This is a genomic window from Klebsiella variicola (genome assembly GCF_000828055.2).
Lineage (GTDB): Bacteria > Pseudomonadota > Gammaproteobacteria > Enterobacterales > Enterobacteriaceae > Klebsiella > Klebsiella variicola.
This window is the reverse complement of record NZ_CP010523.2, coordinates 585,941-607,826: the sequence shown is the minus strand read 5'-3', so window position 1 is coordinate 607,826 and position 21,886 is coordinate 585,941. Positions and strand designations below refer to the sequence as shown.

The 21,886-nt window shown below is 55.1% G+C and carries 22 protein-coding genes and 1 other RNA gene; 15 read left to right on the top strand and 8 right to left on the bottom strand.

The genetic code is table 11. From position 1 onward, the window contains the following. The first annotated feature begins 48 nt into the window (after positions 1 to 48). Entirely contained in the window at positions 49 to 1,035 is a 987-nt protein-coding gene (locus SP68_RS02905; RefSeq protein ID WP_008806589.1) for a glutathione S-transferase family protein, read from the top strand. Positions 1,036 to 1,161: 126 nt separating this feature from the next. After that, positions 1,162 to 1,530, top strand: coding sequence for a DUF805 domain-containing protein (locus SP68_RS02900; protein ID WP_008806590.1), 369 nt, complete (start codon positions 1,162 to 1,164; stop codon positions 1,528 to 1,530). A 41-nt stretch (positions 1,531 to 1,571) separates the two neighbouring features. Here the strand turns inward: SP68_RS02900 and SP68_RS02895 are convergent, their stop codons facing one another. Continuing rightward, complete coding sequence (locus SP68_RS02895) at positions 1,572 to 2,468, bottom strand: LysR family transcriptional regulator (protein ID WP_016161865.1); 897 nt, start codon at positions 2,466 to 2,468, stop codon at positions 1,572 to 1,574. 104 nt (positions 2,469 to 2,572) lie between these two features. On the opposite strand from SP68_RS02895, the gene SP68_RS02890 reads away from it, so the two are divergent. Both SP68_RS02890 and SP68_RS28085 read left to right on the top strand, forming a co-directional pair. Continuing rightward, positions 2,573 to 3,274, top strand: a complete 702-nt coding sequence (locus tag SP68_RS02890; protein ID WP_008806591.1) for a pirin family protein — start codon at positions 2,573 to 2,575, stop codon at positions 3,272 to 3,274. A gap of 24 nt (positions 3,275 to 3,298) precedes the next feature. Continuing rightward, positions 3,299 to 3,466 carry a hypothetical protein gene (locus SP68_RS28085; RefSeq protein ID WP_008806592.1) on the top strand — a complete coding sequence of 56 codons (168 nt, stop codon included), beginning with the start codon at positions 3,299 to 3,301 and terminating at the stop codon, positions 3,464 to 3,466. A 73-nt stretch (positions 3,467 to 3,539) separates the two neighbouring features. Here SP68_RS28085 and SP68_RS02885 read toward each other — a convergent pair whose 3' ends face one another. Continuing rightward, positions 3,540 to 3,950: a Spy/CpxP family protein refolding chaperone gene (locus SP68_RS02885; RefSeq protein WP_008806593.1), complete on the bottom strand. Its 411-nt coding sequence runs from the start codon at positions 3,948 to 3,950 to the stop codon at positions 3,540 to 3,542. Between the two features lie 311 nt (positions 3,951 to 4,261). On the opposite strand from SP68_RS02885, the gene SP68_RS02880 reads away from it, so the two are divergent. Beyond that, positions 4,262 to 4,726, top strand: coding sequence for an OB-fold putative lipoprotein (locus SP68_RS02880; RefSeq protein WP_008806594.1), 465 nt, complete (start codon positions 4,262 to 4,264; stop codon positions 4,724 to 4,726). Positions 4,727 to 5,533: 807 nt separating this feature from the next. Here the strand turns inward: SP68_RS02880 and rnpB are convergent. From rnpB to garL, 4 genes are all read right to left on the bottom strand, one after another. Further along, an RNA gene (gene rnpB / locus SP68_RS02875) (RNase P RNA component class A) lies at positions 5,534 to 5,916 on the bottom strand. Between the two features lie 32 nt (positions 5,917 to 5,948). After that, a complete protein-coding gene (gene garK / locus SP68_RS02870) occupies positions 5,949 to 7,094 on the bottom strand; it encodes a glycerate 2-kinase (protein WP_023323313.1) in 1,146 nt (381 codons plus the stop codon). Positions 7,095 to 7,158: 64 nt separating this feature from the next. Continuing rightward, positions 7,159 to 8,049: a 2-hydroxy-3-oxopropionate reductase gene (garR, locus tag SP68_RS02865; protein WP_012540492.1), complete on the bottom strand. Its 891-nt coding sequence runs from the start codon at positions 8,047 to 8,049 to the stop codon at positions 7,159 to 7,161. 26 nt (positions 8,050 to 8,075) lie between these two features. Further along, entirely contained in the window at positions 8,076 to 8,846 is a 771-nt protein-coding gene (gene garL / locus SP68_RS02860; RefSeq protein WP_016161867.1) for a 2-dehydro-3-deoxyglucarate aldolase, read from the bottom strand. A gap of 523 nt (positions 8,847 to 9,369) precedes the next feature. Between garL and garD the strand changes: the two genes are divergently transcribed. Further along, entirely contained in the window at positions 9,370 to 10,941 is a 1,572-nt protein-coding gene (gene garD / locus SP68_RS02855; RefSeq protein ID WP_032731299.1) for a galactarate dehydratase, read from the top strand. A gap of 54 nt (positions 10,942 to 10,995) precedes the next feature. Here garD and SP68_RS02850 read toward each other — a convergent pair whose 3' ends face one another. Together SP68_RS02850 and SP68_RS02845 are read right to left on the bottom strand one after the other, a co-directional pair. Beyond that, positions 10,996 to 11,946 (bottom strand): sugar kinase, encoded by a 951-nt coding sequence (locus SP68_RS02850; RefSeq protein WP_012967182.1) that lies wholly within the window; start codon positions 11,944 to 11,946, stop codon positions 10,996 to 10,998. Further along, positions 11,946 to 12,749, bottom strand: coding sequence for a DeoR/GlpR family DNA-binding transcription regulator (locus tag SP68_RS02845; RefSeq protein ID WP_008806602.1), 804 nt, complete (start codon positions 12,747 to 12,749; stop codon positions 11,946 to 11,948). The genes SP68_RS02850 and SP68_RS02845 overlap by 1 nt, the downstream gene beginning before the upstream one ends. Before the next feature lie 348 nt (positions 12,750 to 13,097). Here SP68_RS02845 and SP68_RS02840 point away from each other — a divergent pair, with 348 nt between their 5' ends. From SP68_RS02840 to gatD, 9 genes are all read left to right on the top strand, one after another. Next, positions 13,098 to 13,952, top strand: a complete 855-nt coding sequence (locus SP68_RS02840; protein ID WP_022066326.1) for a tagatose bisphosphate family class II aldolase — start codon at positions 13,098 to 13,100, stop codon at positions 13,950 to 13,952. Positions 13,953 to 13,976: 24 nt separating this feature from the next. After that, the gene (pfkB, locus tag SP68_RS02835; protein WP_008806604.1) at positions 13,977 to 14,891 is read left to right on the top strand and encodes a 1-phosphofructokinase; all 915 of its coding nucleotides are present in this window, start codon (positions 13,977 to 13,979) and stop codon (positions 14,889 to 14,891) included. A gap of 10 nt (positions 14,892 to 14,901) precedes the next feature. Continuing rightward, a complete protein-coding gene (locus SP68_RS02830; protein WP_008806605.1) occupies positions 14,902 to 16,314 on the top strand; it encodes a PTS fructose transporter subunit IIC in 1,413 nt (470 codons plus the stop codon). A gap of 10 nt (positions 16,315 to 16,324) precedes the next feature. Further along, positions 16,325 to 17,140 carry an HPr family phosphocarrier protein gene (locus SP68_RS02825; protein WP_008806606.1) on the top strand — a complete coding sequence of 272 codons (816 nt, stop codon included), beginning with the start codon at positions 16,325 to 16,327 and terminating at the stop codon, positions 17,138 to 17,140. Between the two features lie 176 nt (positions 17,141 to 17,316). After that, the gene (gatZ, locus tag SP68_RS02820) at positions 17,317 to 18,588 is read left to right on the top strand and encodes a tagatose-bisphosphate aldolase subunit GatZ (RefSeq protein WP_022066327.1); all 1,272 of its coding nucleotides are present in this window, start codon (positions 17,317 to 17,319) and stop codon (positions 18,586 to 18,588) included. Between the two features lie 14 nt (positions 18,589 to 18,602). Beyond that, the gene (gene gatA, locus SP68_RS02815) at positions 18,603 to 19,070 is read left to right on the top strand and encodes a PTS galactitol transporter subunit IIA (protein ID WP_008806608.1); all 468 of its coding nucleotides are present in this window, start codon (positions 18,603 to 18,605) and stop codon (positions 19,068 to 19,070) included. Between the two features lie 26 nt (positions 19,071 to 19,096). Then, positions 19,097 to 19,381 carry a PTS galactitol transporter subunit IIB gene (gene gatB / locus SP68_RS02810; RefSeq protein ID WP_002918119.1) on the top strand — a complete coding sequence of 95 codons (285 nt, stop codon included), beginning with the start codon at positions 19,097 to 19,099 and terminating at the stop codon, positions 19,379 to 19,381. A 5-nt stretch (positions 19,382 to 19,386) separates the two neighbouring features. Beyond that, a complete protein-coding gene (locus tag SP68_RS02805; RefSeq protein ID WP_022066328.1) occupies positions 19,387 to 20,769 on the top strand; it encodes a galactitol-specific PTS transporter subunit IIC in 1,383 nt (460 codons plus the stop codon). A 49-nt stretch (positions 20,770 to 20,818) separates the two neighbouring features. After that, positions 20,819 to 21,862, top strand: a complete 1,044-nt coding sequence (gene gatD / locus SP68_RS02800; RefSeq protein ID WP_022066329.1) for a galactitol-1-phosphate 5-dehydrogenase — start codon at positions 20,819 to 20,821, stop codon at positions 21,860 to 21,862. Positions 21,863 to 21,886 lie beyond the last annotated feature (24 nt).

Below are 21,886 nucleotides of genomic sequence, written 5' to 3'. Positions count from 1 at the left end.
AAAAGCGAGGGGATATCTCCTCGCTTTTGCTATCTGCAGGAGGAAGTAATGGGACAATTAGTCGACGGCGTCTGGCAAGATACCTGGTATGACACCAAATCCACCGGAGGACGATTCAAGCGTTCCGTTTCGGCCTTCCGTAACTGGCTCACGGCCGATGGCGCGCCGGGGCCTGCGGGCGAAGGTGGCTTTGCCGCGGAAAAAGACCGTTATCATCTGTATGTTTCTTTAGCCTGCCCGTGGGCGCACCGCACGTTAATTCTGCGCAAGCTGAAAGGACTGGAACCCTTTATATCCGTCTCCGTGGTCAATCCGCTGATGCTGGAAAACGGCTGGACCTTCGCCGATGATTTCCCTGGTGCTACCGGCGACCAGCTCTATCATCATCAGTTCCTCTATCAGCTCTATCTGCAGGCTGACCCGCACTATACCGGTCGCGTCACGGTCCCGGTATTGTGGGACAAAAAACAGCAGACCATCGTCAGCAATGAGTCGGCAGAAATCATCCGCATGTTTAATACCGCCTTCGATGGTCTGGGCGCCAGAGCCGGGGATTACTATCCGCCGGCGCTGCGGGAAAAAATCGATGAACTGAACGGCTGGATCTACGACAACGTCAACAACGGCGTGTATAAGGCCGGCTTTGCCACCAGCCAGCAGGCTTACGACGAAGCGGTCGAGGCGGTCTTTACTTCACTGGAGCGGCTGGAGCAGATCCTCGGTCAGCATCGTTACCTGACGGGAAATCAGCTGACGGAAGCCGATATTCGCCTGTGGACGACGCTGGTACGGTTCGACCCGGTATATGTGACGCATTTTAAATGCGACAAACGGCGCATTAGCGATTATCTCAACCTGTACGGTTTTCTGCGCGACATCTACCAGATGCCCGGCATCGCGGAGACGGTGAGTATTCCGCATATCCGCCACCACTATTACCGCAGCCATAAAACCATTAATCCAACCGGCATTATCTCCATTGGACCGCAACAGGATCTCAACGAACCCCACGGCCGCGATCAGCGCTTCCGTTGATCTTTCGGGCGCCAGTGATGGCGCCCAATAATTCAGAAAACAGATATTTACCCACCATTCATTCACGTCTATTCTTATTGCGATCGCTTAAAAAACAAGTGATTGACGGTTAATTGAGGCGTAGAAATGGACTGGTATCTCAAGGCATTAAAAAACTATATAGGATTTGGCGGCCGTGCGCGGCGCAAAGAGTACTGGATGTTTATTCTGGTCAACCTCATCCTGACCGGCGTATTGAGCATCATCGATAAAATGCTGGGCTGGCAGCGGGCGGGCGGCGAAGGCATTCTGACGACCATCTATGGCGTACTGGTCTTTTTACCGTGGTGGGCGGTGCAGTTTCGGCGTCTGCATGACACCGACCGCTCAGCCTGGTGGCTGCTGCTGCTGTTGATCCCGGTCATCGGCTGGCTGGTGATCCTGATCTTTAACTGCCAGCGCGGCACCGAAGGCAACAATCGCTTCGGACCCGATCCGAAACCCTTCTCCTATTAATCTTCCCGCTCCTCCCGCTAGCGGGAGGAGCGTCTTCTCGACTAGCGTCCCGCAAACAGCTTAGGGATTTCGCGCAGACACCAGGACTTCGCTTCGCCCATACTGTCCCGTCGCCAGGCCATGATTATGTCAATTTCATTGGTGTATTCCGGGCTGACAACCCGCAAGCGTCCTTCGGCAATATCCTTCTCCACCAGCGGATAGGGCATGGTCGCCACGCCTAGCCCGGCCAACAGGGCCTGGCGCTTATCTTCAATGGTGCTCACCGTTAAGCGCGGCTGTTTATCCAGCAGCTGAACGGTAAGGACGGGCCGCTCGCGTGCGGTATCCGCTACTGCGACGCCGCGGTATTTCACGCGGGTCACTTCCGAGAGCGGTTCCGGCTCGTGGTGGATCGGGTGATCCGGCGCCGCGACGTACACACTGAGCACCGAATAGAGTTTGCGCGAGTTAATCTCCGAGGAGGAACGAAAATGCATATCCGGCGCGACAACAATATCCGCCCGCCCCTGCTCCAGCCGCTCCCAGGCGCCGGCCAGCACCTCGGTGATAATCGACAACTGCGTATTAGATTTGGTCGCCAGTTTTTCAATTAGCGGAAACAGATCCGGGGTGGGCACCAGCGCTTCGGTGACGATCGTCAGGTGGGTTTCCCAACCGCGCGACAACGCTTCCGCATCGGTGGTGAGTTTATCCGCCGCTTCGAGCAGCACGCGCCCGCGTTCCAGGAGCATCCGTCCAACGTTGGTGAACTTCGTGCGATGACCTGAGCGGTCAAACAGCACCACGTCCAGCTCCTCTTCCAGTTTTTGCATGGTATAGCTCAGGGCGGAAGGCACGCGTCCCAGCTCATCAGCCGCGGCAGCAAAGCTCCCACGACGGTCGATCGCATCCATCACGCGCAACGCTTCCAGCGTTAATGCTCTCTCTTTGGCCATCGCTTTCTCATTCAGGAAATTTGAACATACCGGGCAGAATATCTGGCTAACAATACAGCGTCCATACCTTTACCATTGATTTAGTGTAAAGAGAGGTCAAGAACATGATTACTACCCGAACAGCCAAACAATGCGGACAAGCAGACTTCGGCTGGCTGCAGGCCCGCTACACCTTCTCCTTTGGCCACTACTTCGACCCGAAATTACTGGGCTTCGCGTCCTTGCGCGTCCTCAACCAGGAAGTGCTGGCGCCCGGCGCTTCCTTCCAGGCCAGGACGTACCCAAAAGTCGATATCCTGAACCTGATTCTGGAAGGCGAAGCGGAATATCGCGACAGCGACGGCAACCACGTGCAGGCCAAAGCCGGTGAAGCGCTGCTTATCGCCACCCAGCCTGGCGTGAGCTATAGCGAGCATAATCTGAGCAAAGAGCAGTCGTTAACGCGAATGCAGCTGTGGCTCGACGCTTGCCCGCAGCGGGAAAACCCGCTACAGCAGAAAACCGAAGTGGTGAGCGCACCGCTGCAGCTGCTGGCCTCGCCGGAGGGAGAGAACGGCAGTCTCCAGCTTCGCCAGCAGGCCTGGGTCTACCATATCGCACTGGAGAAAGGAGAGCAGATTAGCGTGCAGCTACATGGTCCACGGGCTTATCTACAGTCGATTCACGGCACCGTCCATGCCGTCGCGCAGGAACAACAAAAACAGGCTCTCACCTGTGGTGACGGCGCATTTATTCGTGACGAAGCTAACATTACCCTCGTCGCCGATACGCCGCTGCGCGCTTTGCTGATAGATTTACCGGTGTAACAACGGAAGGGATGGAGTCTGTCAGTGAGTAAAAAGAAAAACAGAAAAAAGGCGTCCCCGACGCCATCAGCCCCGACGCAGCCGGAAACCGCCGGCGTCGTCAGCTTTGGTTATGATGAGATGCTGAGCGAACTGGAAGCCATTGTTGTCGAAGCGGAGATTCGTCTGCGGGATGAAGAAAGTCTCGCCTGAAAAGGCAATATCAATGATTCGATTTTCGTTTATAGCCTGAAGATAATATCGGCCCCGAAAGGGGCCGATGGCATTATTCGCTCAGCGCGTCGGCAAGATCTTTTTTCACCTGGGTACGCTGCTCCGGCGTCAGGACCTGATTCACATCGAAATAATACTTCACGCGGTAATAACGCACCTGCTGATCGATCTTACTGAAGGCAGCCAGCTGATCCTTGACCGCCTTTTCATCCCATTTTCCGGAATCAATCACGTTAATCAGGGCGCCATCTTTAATGTCTTGCTGCGAAATCTGTTGAACATTATTTTCCAGTTGCTGATGCAGGCTTTTAATTTTCGCAACCTGATCGCTGGTGAGTTTTAAGTGCTGGACAATAGGGTCCTGCGCCGGCGCTGGCGCCGCCTGCACGTCCGCGGCTTGCGCAGACAGAGAGAAACCGGTAGTCAGAAGGGCTGCAAACGCAATACGGGTCATTAATTTCATTGTTTTATCCTGAAGTGAAAGTGTCTGAAATAGCGGTTTATTATTTTACAGTTGGTAGTGAATAAATGTAAAAAATAATACCTAAAGATTATTCACAGCGTGCACCTGATCACAAACTATTCAATACATAAGAAATTCAAACATTATCACCAAATAAATTCACATGAAGAATACCACATTTGTAAAAAATGACTTTAGCGCTTATCACGGAAATTAATTGACAGCAGCCACGGTTGCTTTATTTAATTAGCGAGAAAGATGTCATACATAAAAGCAGGGATATCATTTTTAAAATATATAAGGAGATAATTATGTTATTACGCACTCGCGTATTACCGCTGGTTTTTGTCATCTCGCTGTTAAGCGGCTGCGGCCTGGCTTCTAAAGCCTTTTATTCCGCGGGAGACAAATTATTTCAACCGGGAGATGACGCCGTCGCTTCGATGCAGACGTATTCAGTCGCCCAGTTCCTGCAGCCGTTTACCCTCAACCCGGCGAAGGCCAGCAGCGATTATCTGGGCAAATGGGTCAAGGTACGCGGCGTGATTGTCGACATTCGCCGAATGAGCGGTATCGCCGGCAGCTACTATTTTACCGTGACCATGCGAGATGAGCAGAATAAAACGGATAAGCGTCTGACCTTCAATTTTGGCTCACATAACAGCGCAGACGTTGAGGCGTTAAGCAACGGCAGCATCGCCACGATCGTCGGTCAGGTTCATCAGGTGCAAGATTCCACGATCCCGACGCTACAGAATCCTAAGGTGGTTAAATAACGGTAACTGACCGATAAGCCGCGTTCTTTTGGTATAGCGTCGTGGACAGTCATTCATCCTGTTCCCGCTATCCGAATAGTCAAAACCCCGCCGGAGCAGGGTTTTAGCGTAAAAGGTGAAACTGACCGATAAGCCGCGTTCTTTTGGTATAGCGTCGTGGACAGTTATTCATCCGAGTCACGGATTCAGATAGCAAAAACCCCGCCGGAGCGGGGTTTTGACATAAAAAGGTGAAACTGACCGATAAGCCGCGTTCTTTTGGTATAGCGTCGTGGACAGTCATTCATCCTGTCCCCGCTATTCGAATAGCAAAAACCCCGCCGGAGCGGGGTTTTTGCATAAAGAGGTGAAACTGACCGATAAGCCGCGTTCTTCTGGTATAGCGTCGTGGACAGTTATTCATCCGAGTCACGGATTCAGATAGCAAAAACCCCGCCGGAGCGGGGTTTTGACATAAAAAGGTGAAACTGACCGATAAGCCGCGTTCTTTTGGTATAGCGTCGTGGACAGTCATTCATCCTGTCCCCGCTATTCGAATAGCAAAAACCCCGCCGGAGCGGGGTTTTTGCATAAAAAGGTGAAACTGACCGATAAGCCGCGTTCTTTTGGTATAGCGTCGTGGACAGTTATTCATCCGAGTCACGGATTCAGATAGCAAAAACCCCGCCGGAGCGGGGTTTTGACATAAAAAAGGTGAAACTGACCGATAAGCCGCGTTCTTTTGGTATAGCGTCGTGGACAGTCATTCATCCTGCTTCCGGTATTCGAATAGCAAAAACCCCGCCGGAGCGGGGTTTTTGCATAAAGAGGTGAAACTGACCGATAAGCCGGGTTCTGTCGTGGACAGTCATTCATCTAGGCCAGCAATCGCTCACTGGCTCAAGCAGCCTACCCGGGTTCAGTACGGGCCGTACCTTATGAACCCCTATTTGGCCTTGCTCCGGGTGGAGTTTACCGTGCCGCGGACTGTTACCAGCCGCGCGGTGCGCTCTTACCGCACCCTTTCACCCTTACCTGATCCCGCTTACGCGGGCCATCGGCGGTTTGCTCTCTGTTGCACTGGTCGTGGGCTGTGACACCCCCCAGGCGTTACCTGGCACCTTGCCCTATGGAGCCCGGACTTTCCTCCCCTCCGCCCGTCTCCCCCCGAAGGAGGACGACGACGAAGCGGCGACTGTCTGGTCAGCTTCGGCGCGCAGTATAGAGGGTTTACCGCCCGTTGTCATCCTTCTGTCGTCATCCCAACCTGCAGGGTGGCGGCGATATTGCGCGACGCTCGGTAAATGTTATCAAACGCCCCGCGAAATGCCTCTTCCAGCGTCGAAACTGTGGTTAACACGCTGAAAACCGCATCGATACCGTGCTGGTGAACCACGCCAACGTCGTGGGTCAGGCTGCCAGCAATACCGATCACCGGCTTACGGTATTTTTTCGCCACCCGGGCTATCCCCACCGGCACCTTACCGTGAATAGACTGGCTATCGATCCGCCCTTCTCCGGTGACCACCAGCGAGCAGTCATGGATCTGCTCTTCCAGCTTCAGCGCCTCGGTAACGATCTCAATCCCGCTACGCAGTTCCGCATTAAGAAAAGCCATCAGCGCCGCGCCCATGCCGCCGGCCGCCCCCGCCCCGGGGATCGGCTTAACGTCCACCTGCAGCGACGCCTTAATGACGTCGGCGAAGTGCGCCAGATTACGATCCAGCTCAACGATCATCGCCTCGGTCGCCCCTTTCTGCGGGCCAAAGATCCGCGACGCGCCGCGCTCGCCCACCAGCGGGTTAGTGACGTCACAGGCCACGTGGATCATCCTGTCACGTAAGCGTGGATCGATGGCGGAAAGATCGATCCGGCTCAGACGGCTCAGGCTACCGCCGCCATGGCCGATCTCCTGCCCCTCGGCGTCACAAAGGCGGGCGCCTAGCGCCTGCATCATGCCCGCTCCACCGTCGTTGGTCGCACTGCCGCCGATACCGATAATGATCCGTTTCGCGCCATGTTCCAGCGCCTGTAATATCAGCTCGCCGGTACCGCGTGAAGTGGTGATGAGAGGGTTGCGTTTTTCGGGCGGAACGAGTCCCAGGCCGCTGGCCGCCGCCATCTCAATAAACGCAGTGACGCCATCGCCGGACATGCCCCAGCAGGCCTCCACTTTCTCGCCCAGCGGGCCAGTCACCCATGCGGAATGTTCCGTTCCCTGCGTCGCGGCAATCATCGCCTCCACCGTTCCCTCGCCGCCGTCGGCGACGGGCATGGAAACATACTGCGCGTCGGGGAAAATTTCACGGAATCCTTTTTCTATCGCCTGAGCTACCTCGGCGGCAGACAGGCTTTCTTTGTAAGAGTCTGGGGCAATGACGATTTTCATAAGTTTGTAGCCTGACCGTGCCGCGCAAGGCAAGAATAACAGGGCGCGTGGTGCGCCCTTCTTGTTAGCGAGTGACTTCCACTTTCGCCAGTTTTTCGTAATAGCACGCCAGCGCGCTATGGTCCGCGGTGCCCAGACCGTCCGCACGCAGCGCCTGCATCATCTCCATTACCGCCGCCGTCAGCGGTAGCTGAGCGCCCACGCCATGGGACGTATCCAGGGCGTTCGCCAGATCTTTAATATGCAGGTCGATACGGAATCCCGGCTTGAAGTTACGATCCATCACCATCGGCGCTTTGGCATCCAGCACGGTACTGCCCGCCAGGCCGCCACGGATCGCCTGATATACCAGATCCGGATTGACGCCAGCTTTGGTCGCCAGAGTCAGCGCTTCAGACATCGCCGCGATGTTCAGGGCGACAATCACCTGGTTAGCCAGTTTGGTGACGTTGCCCGCGCCGATGTCGCCGGTATGCACCACGGAGCCCGCCATCGCTTTCATCAGATCGTAGTATTTATCAAAGATCGCCTTATCGCCGCCGACCATCACCGACAGGGTGCCGTCGATGGCTTTTGGTTCGCCGCCGCTCACCGGCGCATCCAGCATATCAATACCCTTGGCTTTCAGCGCTTCGCTGATTTCCCGGCTCGCCAGCGGCGCGATAGAGCTCATATCAATCACCACGGTGCCCGGCTTTGCCCCTTCGATAATGCCGTTTTCACCCAGCGCCACCTCTTTCACATGCGGAGAGTTTGGCAGCATGGTGATAATGACGTCGCACTGTTCGGCAATCGCCTTCGGCGTCGTCGCGGTCTCAGCACCCGCGGCAATCACGTCGGCAATCGCTTCCGGGTTACGGTCGGACACCACCAGCGAATAACCTGCTTTCAGCAAATTTTTGCTCATCGGTTTACCCATAATGCCAAGACCGATAAAACCCACTTTGATTGTCATAATGTTCTCTCTCTTCATCCTGGTGATTATTTTTTAAACGCATCAGCAAGTTTCTGCGTTGCTGAGCGGAAGACGCCCAGATCGCTGCCGACGGCGACGAAAGTCGCGCCCCATTCCAGATAGCGGCGCGCATCGGCTTCAACCGGCGCCAGAATGCCACTTGGCTTACCGTGTTTCTTCGCGCTGGCGAAGATATGCTGGATGGCGCGCTGTACCTCAGGATGGGCGGCATTGCCCAGATGACCTAAGGCCGCGGCCAGGTCGCTCGGGCCGACGAACAGGCCGTCGACGCCGTCGGTCGCGGCAATCGCCTCGACGTTGTCCACCCCGGTCTGGCTCTCAATCTGCACCAGAATGGAAATGTTCTTGTTGGACTGGGCGAAGTAGTCCGCCACGGTGCCAAACATATTGCCGCGGTGGGAAACGGAAACCCCGCGGATCCCTTCCGGCGGATAACGGGTCGAAGACACCGCCTGCGCCGCCTGTTCAGCCGTCTCGACAAACGGCACCAGGAAGTTATAGAAGCCGATGTCCAGCATGCGCTTGATGATGATCGGCTCATTGGTCGGCACACGGACTACCTGCGCGCTGGAGCTGCCCTTCAGCGCCATCAGCTGTGGGATAAGCGTGGTCACGTCGTTCGGCGCGTGTTCCGCATCCAGCACCAGCCAGTCGAAACCGGCCAGACCCAGCACCTCAGTGCTGATCGGGTTAGCCAGCGCGCACCAGCAGCCAATCTGCACCTGATGAGCCGCCAGCGCGGCCTTAAATTTGTTCGGGAAAATTGCGTTATCCATGATGTTTACCTTGCGTTAATCGTTGCTTACTTCTGCAATTCCAGGCGTTTAATCTCGCGAACCATAAATATAATCAGCAGAATAAAATAGCGAGTTGGTATTCCTTGTTTCTCATCCCATCCAGGATCATGAAGATATTCATCAAACACAGAACACCTTTTATTATTTTTTTAATCGGGTTCTTTATTTGTTAAATAGACGATATCAACGCTCTCTTATTGCCTATCGGCTACCTCAAAAACATGACACAGTATAATCAGCCTGCCATCGCCAGACACCATGCATAATCACAATATAAATGTCTTATCTGACGCTTTAGTTAGGCAAATGCCACAAGTCATGGGCGCTAATCCACAGTTCTCATGATTGCCTGTCGGTGCGTGAGCGTTGTCGCCAAGAGGGGTGACACAGATCACATTTTAAAGCCATTACTCCTGACATTCTTTATTTCATTATTCTTTTCTACAGCACCAGAATGACCATTTCATTCTTTTTTTAGCACCTGTTTGGAGATGACTGGACAATGGCTGACATTGCAATTCGACAACAATCGCCAACCGCGTTTTATATTAAAGTTGACCCGACAGATAACGTGGCGATTATTGTTAACGATCGGGGATTGACCGCCGGAACACGTTTCCCGGACGGCCTGACGCTCGTCGAACACATCCCACAGGGTCATAAAGTAGCCCTGGTGGATATCCCTGCCCGCGGTGAAATCATCCGCTACGGAGAAGTAATTGGCTTCGCCGTGCGCGACATCCCACAGGGAAGCTGGATTGACGAATCGCTGGTGGAACTGCCCACCGCCCCGCCGTTGAACAGCCTGCCGCTGGCGACCAAAGTGCCTGAACCCCTACCGCCGCTGGAAGGCTATACCTTTGAAGGGTACCGCAATGCCGATGGCTGCGTGGGCACCAAGAACCTGCTGGGCATCACCACCAGCGTGCACTGTGTTGCGGGCGTGGTTGATTATGTGGTGAAAATCATTGAACGCGACCTGCTGCCGAAATACCCCAACGTCGACGGCGTGGTAGGCCTGAACCACCTCTACGGTTGCGGCGTGGCGATTAATGCACCGGCGGCGGTAGTGCCAATTCGCACTATCCACAATATCGCCCTCAACCCGAATTTCGGCGGTGAGGTGATGGTCATTGGCCTCGGCTGTGAAAAGCTGCAGCCGGAACGCCTGCTGCAGGGCACGGAAGACGTCAAAAGTATCCCGGTGGACAGCGCCAGCATCGTCAGCCTGCAGGATGAAAAGCATGTTGGTTTTAAATCGATGGTCGATGACATTCTGCAGGTCGCCGAGTGCCACCTGGCGAAACTGAACCAGCGCCAGCGGGAAACCTGTCCGGCTTCAGAGCTGGTGGTCGGCATGCAGTGCGGCGGCAGCGACGCCTTCTCCGGTGTGACCGCCAACCCGGCGGTGGGTTATGCATCCGACCTGCTGGTGCGCTGCGGCGCGACGGTGATGTTCTCGGAAGTGACCGAAGTCCGCGACGCCATCCATCTGTTAACCCCGCGGGCGATTAACGAAGAGGTGGGCAAACGCCTGCTGGAAGAGATGGCCTGGTACGATAACTATCTCGACATGGGCAAAACCGACCGCAGCGCCAACCCCTCCCCCGGCAACAAAAAAGGCGGCCTGGCTAACGTGGTGGAAAAAGCGCTGGGTTCTATTGCTAAATCAGGGAAAAGCGCCATCGTCGAGGTGCTCTCTCCAGGCCAGCGCCCGACCAAACGCGGCCTGATTTATGCCGCTACCCCCGCCAGCGATTTTGTCTGCGGCACCCAGCAGGTCGCCTCTGGCATTACCGTGCAGGTGTTCACCACCGGTCGCGGCACGCCGTATGGCCTGATGGCGGTACCCGTAATAAAAATGGCGACCCGTACCGAGCTGGCCAACCGCTGGTATGATTTAATGGACATTAACGCCGGGACCATCGCCACTGGCGAAGAGACGATTGAGGATGTCGGGCGGAAGCTGTTCGAATTTATTCTCGACGTCGCCAGCGGACGCAAGAAAACTTTCTCCGATCAATGGGGCCTGCACAACCAGCTGGCGGTGTTTAACCCGGCGCCGGTGACCTGATCGAGAGCGTGAGAATTTAACTACTTTTAGCCCGGATTTATCCGGGCTTGTTGGTTACGGATGCTGTGCGGCAAGGAAAGCGCGGATCTGCGCCTGCGTCGAGGTGCCTTCCATGGGGCCGCGTTGGCTAATCGCCAACGAGCCGCTGGCGTTTGCCCATCTCAGCGCCTCCTGCGGCGTGGCGCCATTGAGGAACAGGCTGACAAAGGTGGCGCCAAAGCAATCCCCGGCACCAGTCGGATCCACCACCGGCACGTTGAAGCCGGCGACATGGTGTGTCTCGTTGGCGCTAAAGTAGCTGGCGCCACGCGGCCCACGTTTAATCACCACATGCTTCACGCCGCGTTTCAATAGCTTATCAACCAGGATCTGCTCATTGCGCTCCGGATTGAGGCCAAAATAATCCAGCTCACCGTCGCTCGGCAGGAAAATATCGGTGTAATCGAGAATGTATTCAAACGCCTGCGACATCTCGGGAATGTTCAGCATCTCTTTGCGAATGTTTGGGTCGAACGACACCGTACCGTTGCGGCCTTTAATGTTTTCAATCGCTTTACGCATCGCATCGATAATACGGAACGAGAACAGCGACGATCCCATAATATGAAAATGCTGACACTGATTTAGCAGCGCCTCATCAATGTGGTCGGCAGTCAGCAAACCGCAGGCGCTGTTAGGCATATTAAAAATAAAATCGCGCTGCGCCTGGCTACGATAGCTGACGAAGGCGCTACCGGTGGTCGCTTTCTGCAGCATGGCGATACCGTTGACGTTAACGCCATCTTTCTCCAGACGCGCAATATTCATCTCGCCAAATGCGTCGTTGCCCACGCAGCTAAACAACACAGAGCCAAAACCCAGCTTTGCCACCTGATCGGCAAAGATTGCCGGCGCCCCGCTGGGATAGGGCCCCCAAAATTCACCGGGGCGGGAAAAACCCTGATTCTCTTCCTTGGCGAGAAACTCCACCAGCAGTTCGCCGATGGTGCAAATGGTTACGTTCATCACCGCTCCTGGTTTGTCTTATGCAAAGCCGTGTTGAGCCATGTCAGGCATTCATTGTTGGTATAGCTGTTGGTCAAACCCGCAGCGAGGAAGCAGGCATGGTACTCTGCCGCGACGACCTGCGGGGTCACCACGCTGCTGATCTGTTGCAATTCACCGACAGCATAACGTTTCTCACCGTAGACCGGTCTGGACGCAACAATCGCGATAACTCTTTCGCTCTGCGCCACAGCCTCATTCAGTAGATGTGCTGTGGCCTCGTTACGCACGCTCAGCGTACCGTCTTCGGCAATATGATCCACCGCAATCAGCGCATGTGATGGCCGGTAATGACCTAACGCTTTCAGCGCCAGATCGCCCTCCACAATCCGCCCCTGCCCGGACAGCACCCCACCAAGCAGAACGGTTTCCCCATTTAAAAACTCCTGCGCCAGCGCGACATGGCCCAGATCGTTTAACAGCAGGCAAAGTTCTTCTCTGTTGGCCAGAAAGGGGATCACTTTACGCAAAATGGAACCTTGGCCTAAAAATAGCGTTTCGCCATCTTCTATCTGCGCCGCCACCTGGCGAGCCATTTCCGTCTCCAGCGCTTTATCCCTGACGGCTGGTGCTTCCCGCATCACCGCAACCGGCGCGCCAGCCTGGGCGGTATAAATCGCCCCGCCGAAGGAGCGTTTTAAGTAGCCCTGCTGCTCGAGGTAGTTGAGATCGTTACGGATTGTCACTCCGGAAACAGCCAGCATTTCGGCCAGATCGTCGACTTTGATCTCGCCGTTCTTACGAACGATCTCTGCGATGTCCAAGCGCCTTTTCAGCAGGCTGGTTGACGGTTTTGCCACGGTTTATGCCTTATTATTTTCTCCTAGAATAACTTTCATTTTTAAATTTCCCTATCGTAATGTCAAACTGCGGCTGAACTTCCATCTTGCCATAAATAAATTAATTAATATTAATCATATAGTTACAAAGAAAGCACTTCCCTGCTAAAACTTTAAAAAAGAAACATTAAAAATATTATTAACTTTCATTTTAAAAATCAATTCATCATTGTGTGCGGTGGATCACACCTAAAAGTCGAGACGATCGTTACATTACTTTCAAATTGAAGGTTATTTAATGTAAATAACTTACAAATTGAAAAGAGGACTAAAATGTACATCATTTCCAGTAAAAACATGCTGTTAAAAGCTCAACGACAGGGTTATGCCGTGCCGGCTTTCAATATCCATAACCTCGAAACCATGCAGGTCGTCGTTGAAACGGCGGCTGAATTACGCTCTCCCTTGATCCTTGCCGGCACGCCCGGTACCTACAGCTATGCCGGCACCGGCAACGTGGTGGCGATCGCCCGCGATCTGGCGAAAAAGTGGGATCTCCCGCTCGCCCTGCACCTCGATCATCACGAGGATCTGGCTGATATCACGCGCAAAGTCCAGGCAGGGATCCGCTCGGTCATGATCGATGGCTCTCACTCACCGTTCGAGGAAAATGTGGCACTGGTAAAAAGCGTGGTGGAGTTGAGCCACCGCTATGATGCCAGCGTAGAAGCCGAGCTGGGCCGTCTGGGCGGAGTCGAAGACGATCTGGTGGTCGATGCTAAAGATGCGCTCTATACCAACCCCGAACAGGCCCGTGAATTTGTCGCTCGTACCGGTATTGATTCGCTGGCCGTCGCCATCGGTACCGCTCACGGTCTTTACACCGCCGAACCGAAGCTTGATTTTGAGCGCCTGGCGGCTATTCGCGACTGCGTTGATGTTCCACTGGTTCTGCACGGCGCTTCCGGCCTGCCGGATAGTGATATTCGCCACGCCATTTCTCTGGGCGTATGCAAAGTCAACGTCGCCACCGAACTTAAAATCGCCTTCTCGGATGCACTGAAAGCCTACTTCCTGGAAAATCCGGGCGCCAACGATCCTCGTCACTATATGAAACCGGCGAAAGCGGCAATGAAAGAGGTCGTTCGCAAAGTCATTCACGTCTGTGGCTGCGAAGGACAACTGTAATCAGCGGATCGAAGGAGCCTTGTCGTGATCCACACCCTGACACTGAACACCGCGATTGATATGAATATCTTTTGCGATCCGCTCCAGCCGGCGGCAGTCAACCGCACCCGGCAGACGGAATATTGCCCGAATGGTAAAGGGGTTAACGTCTCGCTGGTATTACATCATTACCAGCAGCCAACCCATGTTATGGGCATATTCGGCGGTTTTACCGGCCGCTATATCGTTGAGGAACTACGCAAACAACATATTAACGTCACGCCGGCATGGGTCGCTGAACCCACCCGTATTAATATCTTTATTAACGACGGCAGAGATGAATATAAACTGGTAAATCCCGGCGCGCGGATTAACGATGAAGGGAAAGAACAAATTCTTCATCATTTACAGTGCGTCACGCCTGGTGATTATTTAGTTATCAGCGGCAGTCTGCCACCGGGAATAGAGAGCCGGTTCTATAGCGAGATTCTGGTGCTATGTCAGCAAAAAGGGTGTGAAGTCATCTTAGATATCAGCCACCCGGTGCTGCGCCAGCTTTTGGAGTGGCATCCGCTATTGATTAAACCCAATGACGACGAGCTGAACGAGATCTTTGGTCTGGATGTCAGCAGCCCCCAGCGGGTACGCGAAGCAATGCAAACGCTCCACCAGCTTGGGGCTCGCAATGTTCTGCTGACCCTTGGCGCACAAGGGCTCTATTTTTCGAACGGCGAGCAACTGTGGTTCTGCTCGGCACCGAAAATCGAACTGGTCAGCTCGGCCTGCGCCGGCGATGCCGCGCTGGGCGCGTTCCTCAGCCGATGGCTTAACGCAGGCGATATTCCTCAGGCGCTGGCGCTGGCCAGCGCCACCGGCGCCGATGTTGCCGCCTCCGCCGGGCTTGGCAAATTAAACCGTACGCAAGAATTATTACAACAACTTCAGATCGTCCAATTATAAAGGTCCGATTATGAAAAAAATTATTGCCGTTACCGGCTGCCCTACAGGTATTGCTCATACATTTATGGCTGAAGAGGCCTTAAAAACCGCAGCGAAAAAATTAAACGTTGAAATAAAAGTCGAAACCAATGGCGCTTCCGGCGTAGAAAATGCCATTACGCCGGAAGACCTGACGGATATTTATGGTGTGATTATCGCTGCCGATAAAGATGTTAATGCCGAACGTTTTAATGGCTTACCGGTTATTGAGGTGCCGGTTAAAGAAGCCATTCACCATCCGGCGGAATTAATTAATAAAGTTGTTAACGGTCAGGCGCAGCGTCGCCAGGGACACTCCGCGACGACGGATCTCGCCGAGAAATATGAGCGAGAATCGTTCGGCCGACAGATTTACAAACATCTGATGAGCGGTGTTTCCAACATGCTGCCGTTCGTTGTCGCCGGCGGGATCTTAATCGCCGTTTCTTTTCTGTGGGGCATCTACTCCGCCGATCCGAATTCACCGCAGTATAACGTGGTTGCCGCCACCCTGATGAAAGTCGGTCAGCAGGCGTTCTCGATCATGGTGCCGGTGTTTACCGCCTACATTGCCTGGTCGATATCTGGCCGCCCGGGCATGGTCGCCGGTTTTGTCGGCGGCCTGCTGGCGAACGCCACCGGCGCCGGGTTCCTCGGTGGGATCATCGCCGGTTTTGCCGCCGGGTATTTTATGCTGCTGATCCGTCATCTGCTCGACGGTCTGCCGCGCCAGTACGAAGGGCTGAAGTCGATCTTCATTATGCCGCTGATCGGCGTCCTGGTGATTGGCGTGATGATGGTCCTGCTCGGCCAGCCAGTGGCAGCGATCAACAATGGCATGATGAACTGGCTCAGCTCTCTGCAGGAAGCCAACCCCATCCTGCTGGGGATCGTGGTCGGCGCAATGTGCTCCTTCGACTTCGGCGGGCCGGTCAACAAAGCGGCCTATGTCACCGGTACGCTGCTGCTGGGGCAAGGTAACTATTTCTTTATGGCCGGTGTGTCTGCCGCCTGCATCACGCCGCCGCTGGTCATCGCTCTGGCGACCACGTTCTTTCCGAAAGGCTTTAGCGAGGAGGAACGCGCCGCCGGGATGGTCAACTATATCCTCGGCTGCACACACATTACCGAAGGTGCGATTCCCTTTGCCGCCAAGGATCCGCTGCGGGTGATCCCGATGATGATGATCGCCTCATCAATTTCTGCGGTACTCAGCTACAGCCTGCATATTCAGGTTCCGGCACCGCACGGCGGCTTCTTAATCCTGCCGCTGGTCAGTAAACCGTTGATGTGGGTGCTGTGCATTCTCGCCGGTTCCGCCTGCGGGGCACTTATGCTGGGATGCTGGCGGCTATGGCAGAAACGCACTGACAAAGCGACAGCCCTTGCTGGCGCCATGAAATAAGGAGCAAGCTATGCAACTGACTTCTGCCGATATTGGTTTCGATCGTCAGGTCAAAACGAAAGACGAGGCGCTACAACGTGTCGTTGCAGCCCTGACTGAGGCCGGACATACGCAAGCAGCCTATCTACAAGGCATGCGCGAGCGCGAGGGGCAAATCAGCACCTATCTGGGCAACGGCATCGCTATTCCCCACGGCACGCCGCACAGTCGCGACGCAGTGCTCAAAACGGGTGTTAAGGTGCTGGCTTGTCCGCAGGGGGTTGACTGGGGTGAGGAGCAAACCGCCTATCTGATTGTCGGTATCGCGGCTCAGGACAACGAGCATCTCGATATTTTGCGCCAACTCACCCATGCCCTGGGCGATGATCGGGTGCCTGACGCGCTTACGCGCGCCGATACCCCCCAGGCGGTGCTGGAAATTCTCGCTGGTGATATCCCTCTGCCAGCAGGCGAAGAACCACAACCCGCGCCGCACTTTGACGAAGAGGCCACCTTTACCCTGCGCAATCCGCACGGTCTTCATGCCCGCCCCAGTGCGGTGCTGGTGAAAGCCGTCAAGCAGTGGCGATCGCAAATCCAGGTCGAAAACCTTGATACGCGCTCCGCCATTGTTGATGCCAAAAATCTGATGCGCGTCGTATCACTGGGCGCCAAACAGGGTCATCGTCTGCACTTTATGGCCAGCGGCAACGATGCGCAGCAGGCGTTAAAAGCCATTGGCGACGCTTTTAACGCCGGTCTCGGCGAAATCGCCGCCCAGCCGCAGCAGGCCACTCAGGAAGCCGTCAAAACGAAACGTAGTTGGCTTTCCCGACTATTTAGTTAATTTTCAACAAATTAAAAACGCCCTGTCTTTCTGACCAGGGCGTTTTTGTCTTGAAAGACGATACCTTTCACTGCGTTACACGACTATTTATCGATGCAGACCACAATTCAAAACAAAGCCATTTGCGACCAAAACAAAACATAACGAATATATTCGAAAGAAAACGGAGGTTGTAAATGAAAGACATTATCTCTCGCCATAAGTCCGGCGAACACATCGGCATCTGTTCAGTTTGTTCAGCGCATCCGCTGGTTATCGAAGCGGCGTTACGTTTCGATCTGTCGACTAACAACAAGGTGCTGATCGAAGCGACATCCAACCAGGTGAATCAGTTTGGCGGCTACACCGGCATGCAGCCGGCCGATTTCCGTGACTTCGTCTACAACATCGCCCGTACCGTCGGTTTCCCGGCTGAACGTATTATTCTTGGCGGCGATCATCTGGGCCCGAACTGTTGGCAAGACGAACCGGCCGCCGTGGCGATGGAAAAATCTGTCGACCTCATCAAGGCCTACGTCGCGGCCGGCTTTAGCAAAATCCATCTCGATGCGTCAATGTCCTGTGCTGACGATCCGGTGCCTTTGGATCCTGGTGTGGTTGCTGAGCGCGCCGCTCGCCTGTGTCAGGCTGCCGAAGAGACCGCCAGCGCTGAGCAAAAGCGCCACCTGACCTACGTCATCGGGACCGAAGTTCCGGTGCCCGGCGGCGAGGCCTGCACCATCGGCAGCGTACATGTCACCCGGGCGCAGGATGCCGCGGCGACACTCGAAACCCATGAGGCTGCTTTCCGTAAGCTGGGACTCGAGGCTGCGCTGGAGCGAGTTATCGCTATCGTCGTGCAGCCTGGGGTGGAGTTCGACCATACGCAAATCATTCATTACCAGCCGCAGGAAGCGAAAGCGCTTTCCGCCTGGATCGAAAGTACCCCGATGGTCTACGAAGCGCACTCCACCGACTACCAAACTCGCCAGGCTTATCGCGCGCTGGTTCGCGACCACTTCGCCATCCTGAAAGTCGGCCCGGCGCTCACCTTTGCCCTGCGTGAAGCCATCTTTGCCCTCGCCCAAATGGAAAATGAGCTGATCGCCCCGGAGTCTCGCAGTCGCGTGATGGAGGTGATCGACGAAGTGATGCTTAACGAACCCGGCTACTGGAAAAAATACTATCGCCCCACCTGGAGCCAGGCGATGGTCGATATCCACTTCAGTCTTTCCGACCGTATCCGTTATTACTGGCCGCATCCGCGTATTCGCCAGAGCGTTGAGAAACTTATCGCTAATCTGACCGACGCTAAGCTGCCGCTGGGGCTTATCAGCCAGTATATGCCGGTGCAGTTTGAACGACTGTCGCTGAATGCACTGAACGCCGAGCCGCACGCGCTGATCCTCGACAAAATCCAGGATGTTCTGCGTGCCTACCGCTACGGCTGTTCTTCTGAAATCGCCTGAAGTTAAGAGGATATATGAGTCAACTGTTTGTTCGTACCGGCATTCATTTCAGTTCCAGCCAGCAGGCGCTGGAACACATTGGCGCAGAGATGCTGGCGCGAGGCGTCGTACACGACAGCTATCCCGCCGCCCTGCTCGAACGCGAAGCGACTTTTCCCACCGGCATCGCCCTGGAGCAGCATGCTGTCGCTATCCCGCACTGTGAAGCCGTCCACGCCAAATCGCCGGCCATTTACCTGATTCGTCCGGATGCGCCGGTTCCTTTTCAGCGGGCTGATGACGACGGCGAAATCGACGTTTCGCTCATCATCGCGCTGATTGTTGAAAACCCGGCGGCACAGCTGAAGCTACTGCGCCGGTTATTTAGTGAGCTACAAAATCCGCACACGCTGGAGGCACTGCTCGCCGCTTCCGACGATCAGCTGCCGGTGCGGTTCCAGCAATTTATCCTTGAGCCTGAGCTTAACGCCGTGGCTTCATAAGATACTGATAATAAAAGGGGTACCCTATGAAACGTAAAGTTATCGTCGCCTGCGGCGGTGCCGTCGCCACCTCCACGATGGCGGCTGAAGAGATTAAAGAGCTGTGTGCAGACCACAATATTGAACTGGATTTGGTGCAGTGCCGGGTCAATGAAATCGAAACCTACATGGACGGGGCGGACCTGATCTGCACCACCGCGCGCGTGGAGCGGACCTTTGGCGACATTCCGGTGGTACACGGCATGCCATTCGTTTCGGGCGTCGGCATTGAAGCCTTACAACAGAAAATCCTCGGCATCCTCGCGGAGTAAACGCCATGTTTAGCGAAATCATGCGTTATATCCTCGATCTCGGTCCGACGGTGATGCTGCCGATCGTGATCATTATTTTCTCCAAGTTACTGGGGATGAAGCTCGGGGATTGTTTCAAATCTGGTCTGCATATCGGGATCGGTTTCGTCGGTATCGGCCTGGTCATTGGCCTGATGCTCGACTCCATCGGCCCGGCGGCAAAGGCGATGGCGGAGCATTTCCAGATTAATCTTCACGTGATCGATATCGGTTGGCCGGGTTCATCACCGATGACCTGGGCGTCGCAAATCGCCCTGGTGGCGATCCCGGTGGCCATCGTGGTTAATATCGTGATGCTGGTTACCCGTATGACCCGCGTAGTGAATGTCGATATCTGGAACATCTGGCATATGACCTTTACCGGCGCGATGCTGCATATCGCTACCGGATCGTACTGGATAGGTATTCTCGGCGTGGTAGTGCATGCCGCCTTTGTGTATAAGCTGGGCGACTGGTTTGCCAAAGATACCCGCGATTTCTTTGGCCTCGAGGGTATTGCGATCCCGCACGGCAGTTCGGCGTATTTAGGGCCGGTTGCCGTGCTTGTCGATACCATCATCGACAAGATCCCCGGTCTTAACCGTATTCACTTTAGCGCCGATGATATCCAGAAACGCTTCGGTCCCTTCGGTGAACCGGTTACCGTTGGCTTCGTCATGGGCCTTGTGATTGGCGCGCTGGCGGGTTACGACCTGAAGAGCATTCTCCAGCTTGCGGTGAAAACCGCAGCGGTGATGCTGCTGATGCCACGGGTGATCAAACCGATTATGGATGGCCTCACACCGATAGCCAAACAGGCGCGTAAACGTCTGCAGGCCAAATTCGGCGGCCAGGAATTTCTGATTGGTCTCGACCCGGCGCTGCTGCTCGGTCATACCTCGGTGGTCTCCGCCAGCCTGATCTTCATCCCGCTGACCATTCTTATCGCCGTCGTGGTTCCTGGCAACCAGGTCCTGCCGTTTGGCGACCTGGCCACCATCGGCTTCTTCGTGGCGATGGCAGTCGCGGTACATCAAGGGAACCTGTTCCGCACATTGATTTCCGGGATCATCATTATGGGTATCACCCTATGGATCGCCACCCAGACCATAGGCCTGCACACCCAGCTGGCGGCAAACGCCGGGGCCCTGAAAGCCGGCGGTATGGTGGCCTCAATGGACCAGGGCGGTTCACCGATTACCTGGCTGCTGATCCAGCTCTTTACCTGGCAGAACGTGGTGGGCTTCGCGGTCATCGGCATTATCTATCTGACTGGCGTTCTGCTGACCTGGCGTCGTGCCCGTCGCTTCATCGCGGTGGAAAAAGCAGAAAAAAGCGCTGCCCCACAACAAAGTACGGGCATGTCTTGATCTAAAAGGGGAGCGGTCGCTCCCCTGAATCTTATAGCTGGAGAATGTTATGAAATCAGTGGTAATCCATGCTGAGGGGAACGTCGGCGTTGAAGAACGCCCTATCCCTACGCTGCAAACGGAACACGATGTCCTGGTCAAAGTGGTCAGTTCCGGATTATGCGGCTCCGACATCCCGCGCATTTTCGCCAAAGGCGCGCATTACTACCCTATTACGCTGGGGCACGAATTCAGCGGCTATGTGGAATCCTACGGCGCGGCGGTAACTGATCTGCAGCCCGGCGATGCCGTCGCCTGCGTGCCACTGCTGCCCTGCTTTCAGTGTCCGCAGTGCCAGCGCGAGTATTTCTCTTTATGTAAACAATATCAGTTTGTCGGCTCACGCAGCGAAGGTGGCAACGCCGAATATGTGGTGGTGAAGCGCGCCAACCTGTTCCGCCTGCCGGATCAGATGCCGATTGATGACGGCGCGTTTATCGAGCCGATAACCGTTGGCCTCCACGCCTTCCACCTGGCACAGGGTTGCGAAGGTAAAAACGTGATTATTATCGGTGCGGGCACCATTGGCCTGCTGGCATTACAGTGCGCCCGCGAACTGGGCGCCAACAGCGTCACGGCGATCGATATCAATCCGCAGAAACTGGAGCTGGCCAAAGCCCTTGGCGCGACCCGAGTGTTCAACAGCCGCGAAATGAGCGGCCAGGCGATTCAGCAGGCGCTGGAAGCCATTCAGTTCGACCAGTTAGTCCTTGAGACCGCCGGCACGCCGCAGACCGTCACGCTGGCGATTGAGGCCGCCGGTCCGCGGGCGCAGTTGGCGCTGGTCGGCACGCTTCATCACGATTTAACCCTCCCGGCCGCCACCTTCGGGCAGATCCTGCGTAAAGAGTTGAATATTGTCGGTAGCTGGATGAATTACTCTGGTCCGTGGCCAGGAGAAGAGTGGCAAACGGCCACCCGCCTGCTGACAGAAAAACGCCTGCAGCTGGCACCGCTAATAGCCCACCGCGGTGACGCGGAGAGCTTTGCGCGTGAAGTTCAGGCGCTAAACGGCGCACCGATGCAGGGTAAAATCCTGCTCAAACTCTCCTGACTGCATGAGCCAGCCCTGAGGGCT

Coding starts and splice junctions, on each gene's coding strand:
- SP68_RS02830 (WP_008806605.1), top strand. CDS start 14,902: ATGAAAAAAATTATTGCCGTTACCGGCTGCCCTACAGGTATTGCTCAT.
- SP68_RS02885 (WP_008806593.1), bottom strand. CDS start 3,950: ATGAAATTAATGACCCGTATTGCGTTTGCAGCCCTTCTGACTACCGGT.
- gatZ (WP_022066327.1), top strand. CDS start 17,317: ATGAAAGACATTATCTCTCGCCATAAGTCCGGCGAACACATCGGCATC.
- gatA (WP_008806608.1), top strand. CDS start 18,603: ATGAGTCAACTGTTTGTTCGTACCGGCATTCATTTCAGTTCCAGCCAG.
- SP68_RS02840 (WP_022066326.1), top strand. CDS start 13,098: ATGTACATCATTTCCAGTAAAAACATGCTGTTAAAAGCTCAACGACAG.
- SP68_RS02905 (WP_008806589.1), top strand. CDS start 49: ATGGGACAATTAGTCGACGGCGTCTGGCAAGATACCTGGTATGACACC.
- gatB (WP_002918119.1), top strand. CDS start 19,097: ATGAAACGTAAAGTTATCGTCGCCTGCGGCGGTGCCGTCGCCACCTCC.
- garR (WP_012540492.1), bottom strand. CDS start 8,049: ATGACAATCAAAGTGGGTTTTATCGGTCTTGGCATTATGGGTAAACCG.
- SP68_RS02900 (WP_008806590.1), top strand. CDS start 1,162: ATGGACTGGTATCTCAAGGCATTAAAAAACTATATAGGATTTGGCGGC.
- gatD (WP_022066329.1), top strand. CDS start 20,819: ATGAAATCAGTGGTAATCCATGCTGAGGGGAACGTCGGCGTTGAAGAA.
- garK (WP_023323313.1), bottom strand. CDS start 7,094: ATGAAAATCGTCATTGCCCCAGACTCTTACAAAGAAAGCCTGTCTGCC.
- SP68_RS02895 (WP_016161865.1), bottom strand. CDS start 2,468: ATGGCCAAAGAGAGAGCATTAACGCTGGAAGCGTTGCGCGTGATGGAT.
- SP68_RS02825 (WP_008806606.1), top strand. CDS start 16,325: ATGCAACTGACTTCTGCCGATATTGGTTTCGATCGTCAGGTCAAAACG.
- SP68_RS02850 (WP_012967182.1), bottom strand. CDS start 11,946: ATGAACGTAACCATTTGCACCATCGGCGAACTGCTGGTGGAGTTTCTC.
- SP68_RS02890 (WP_008806591.1), top strand. CDS start 2,573: ATGATTACTACCCGAACAGCCAAACAATGCGGACAAGCAGACTTCGGC.
- SP68_RS02805 (WP_022066328.1), top strand. CDS start 19,387: ATGTTTAGCGAAATCATGCGTTATATCCTCGATCTCGGTCCGACGGTG.
- SP68_RS02880 (WP_008806594.1), top strand. CDS start 4,262: ATGTTATTACGCACTCGCGTATTACCGCTGGTTTTTGTCATCTCGCTG.
- garL (WP_016161867.1), bottom strand. CDS start 8,846: ATGGATAACGCAATTTTCCCGAACAAATTTAAGGCCGCGCTGGCGGCT.
- garD (WP_032731299.1), top strand. CDS start 9,370: ATGGCTGACATTGCAATTCGACAACAATCGCCAACCGCGTTTTATATT.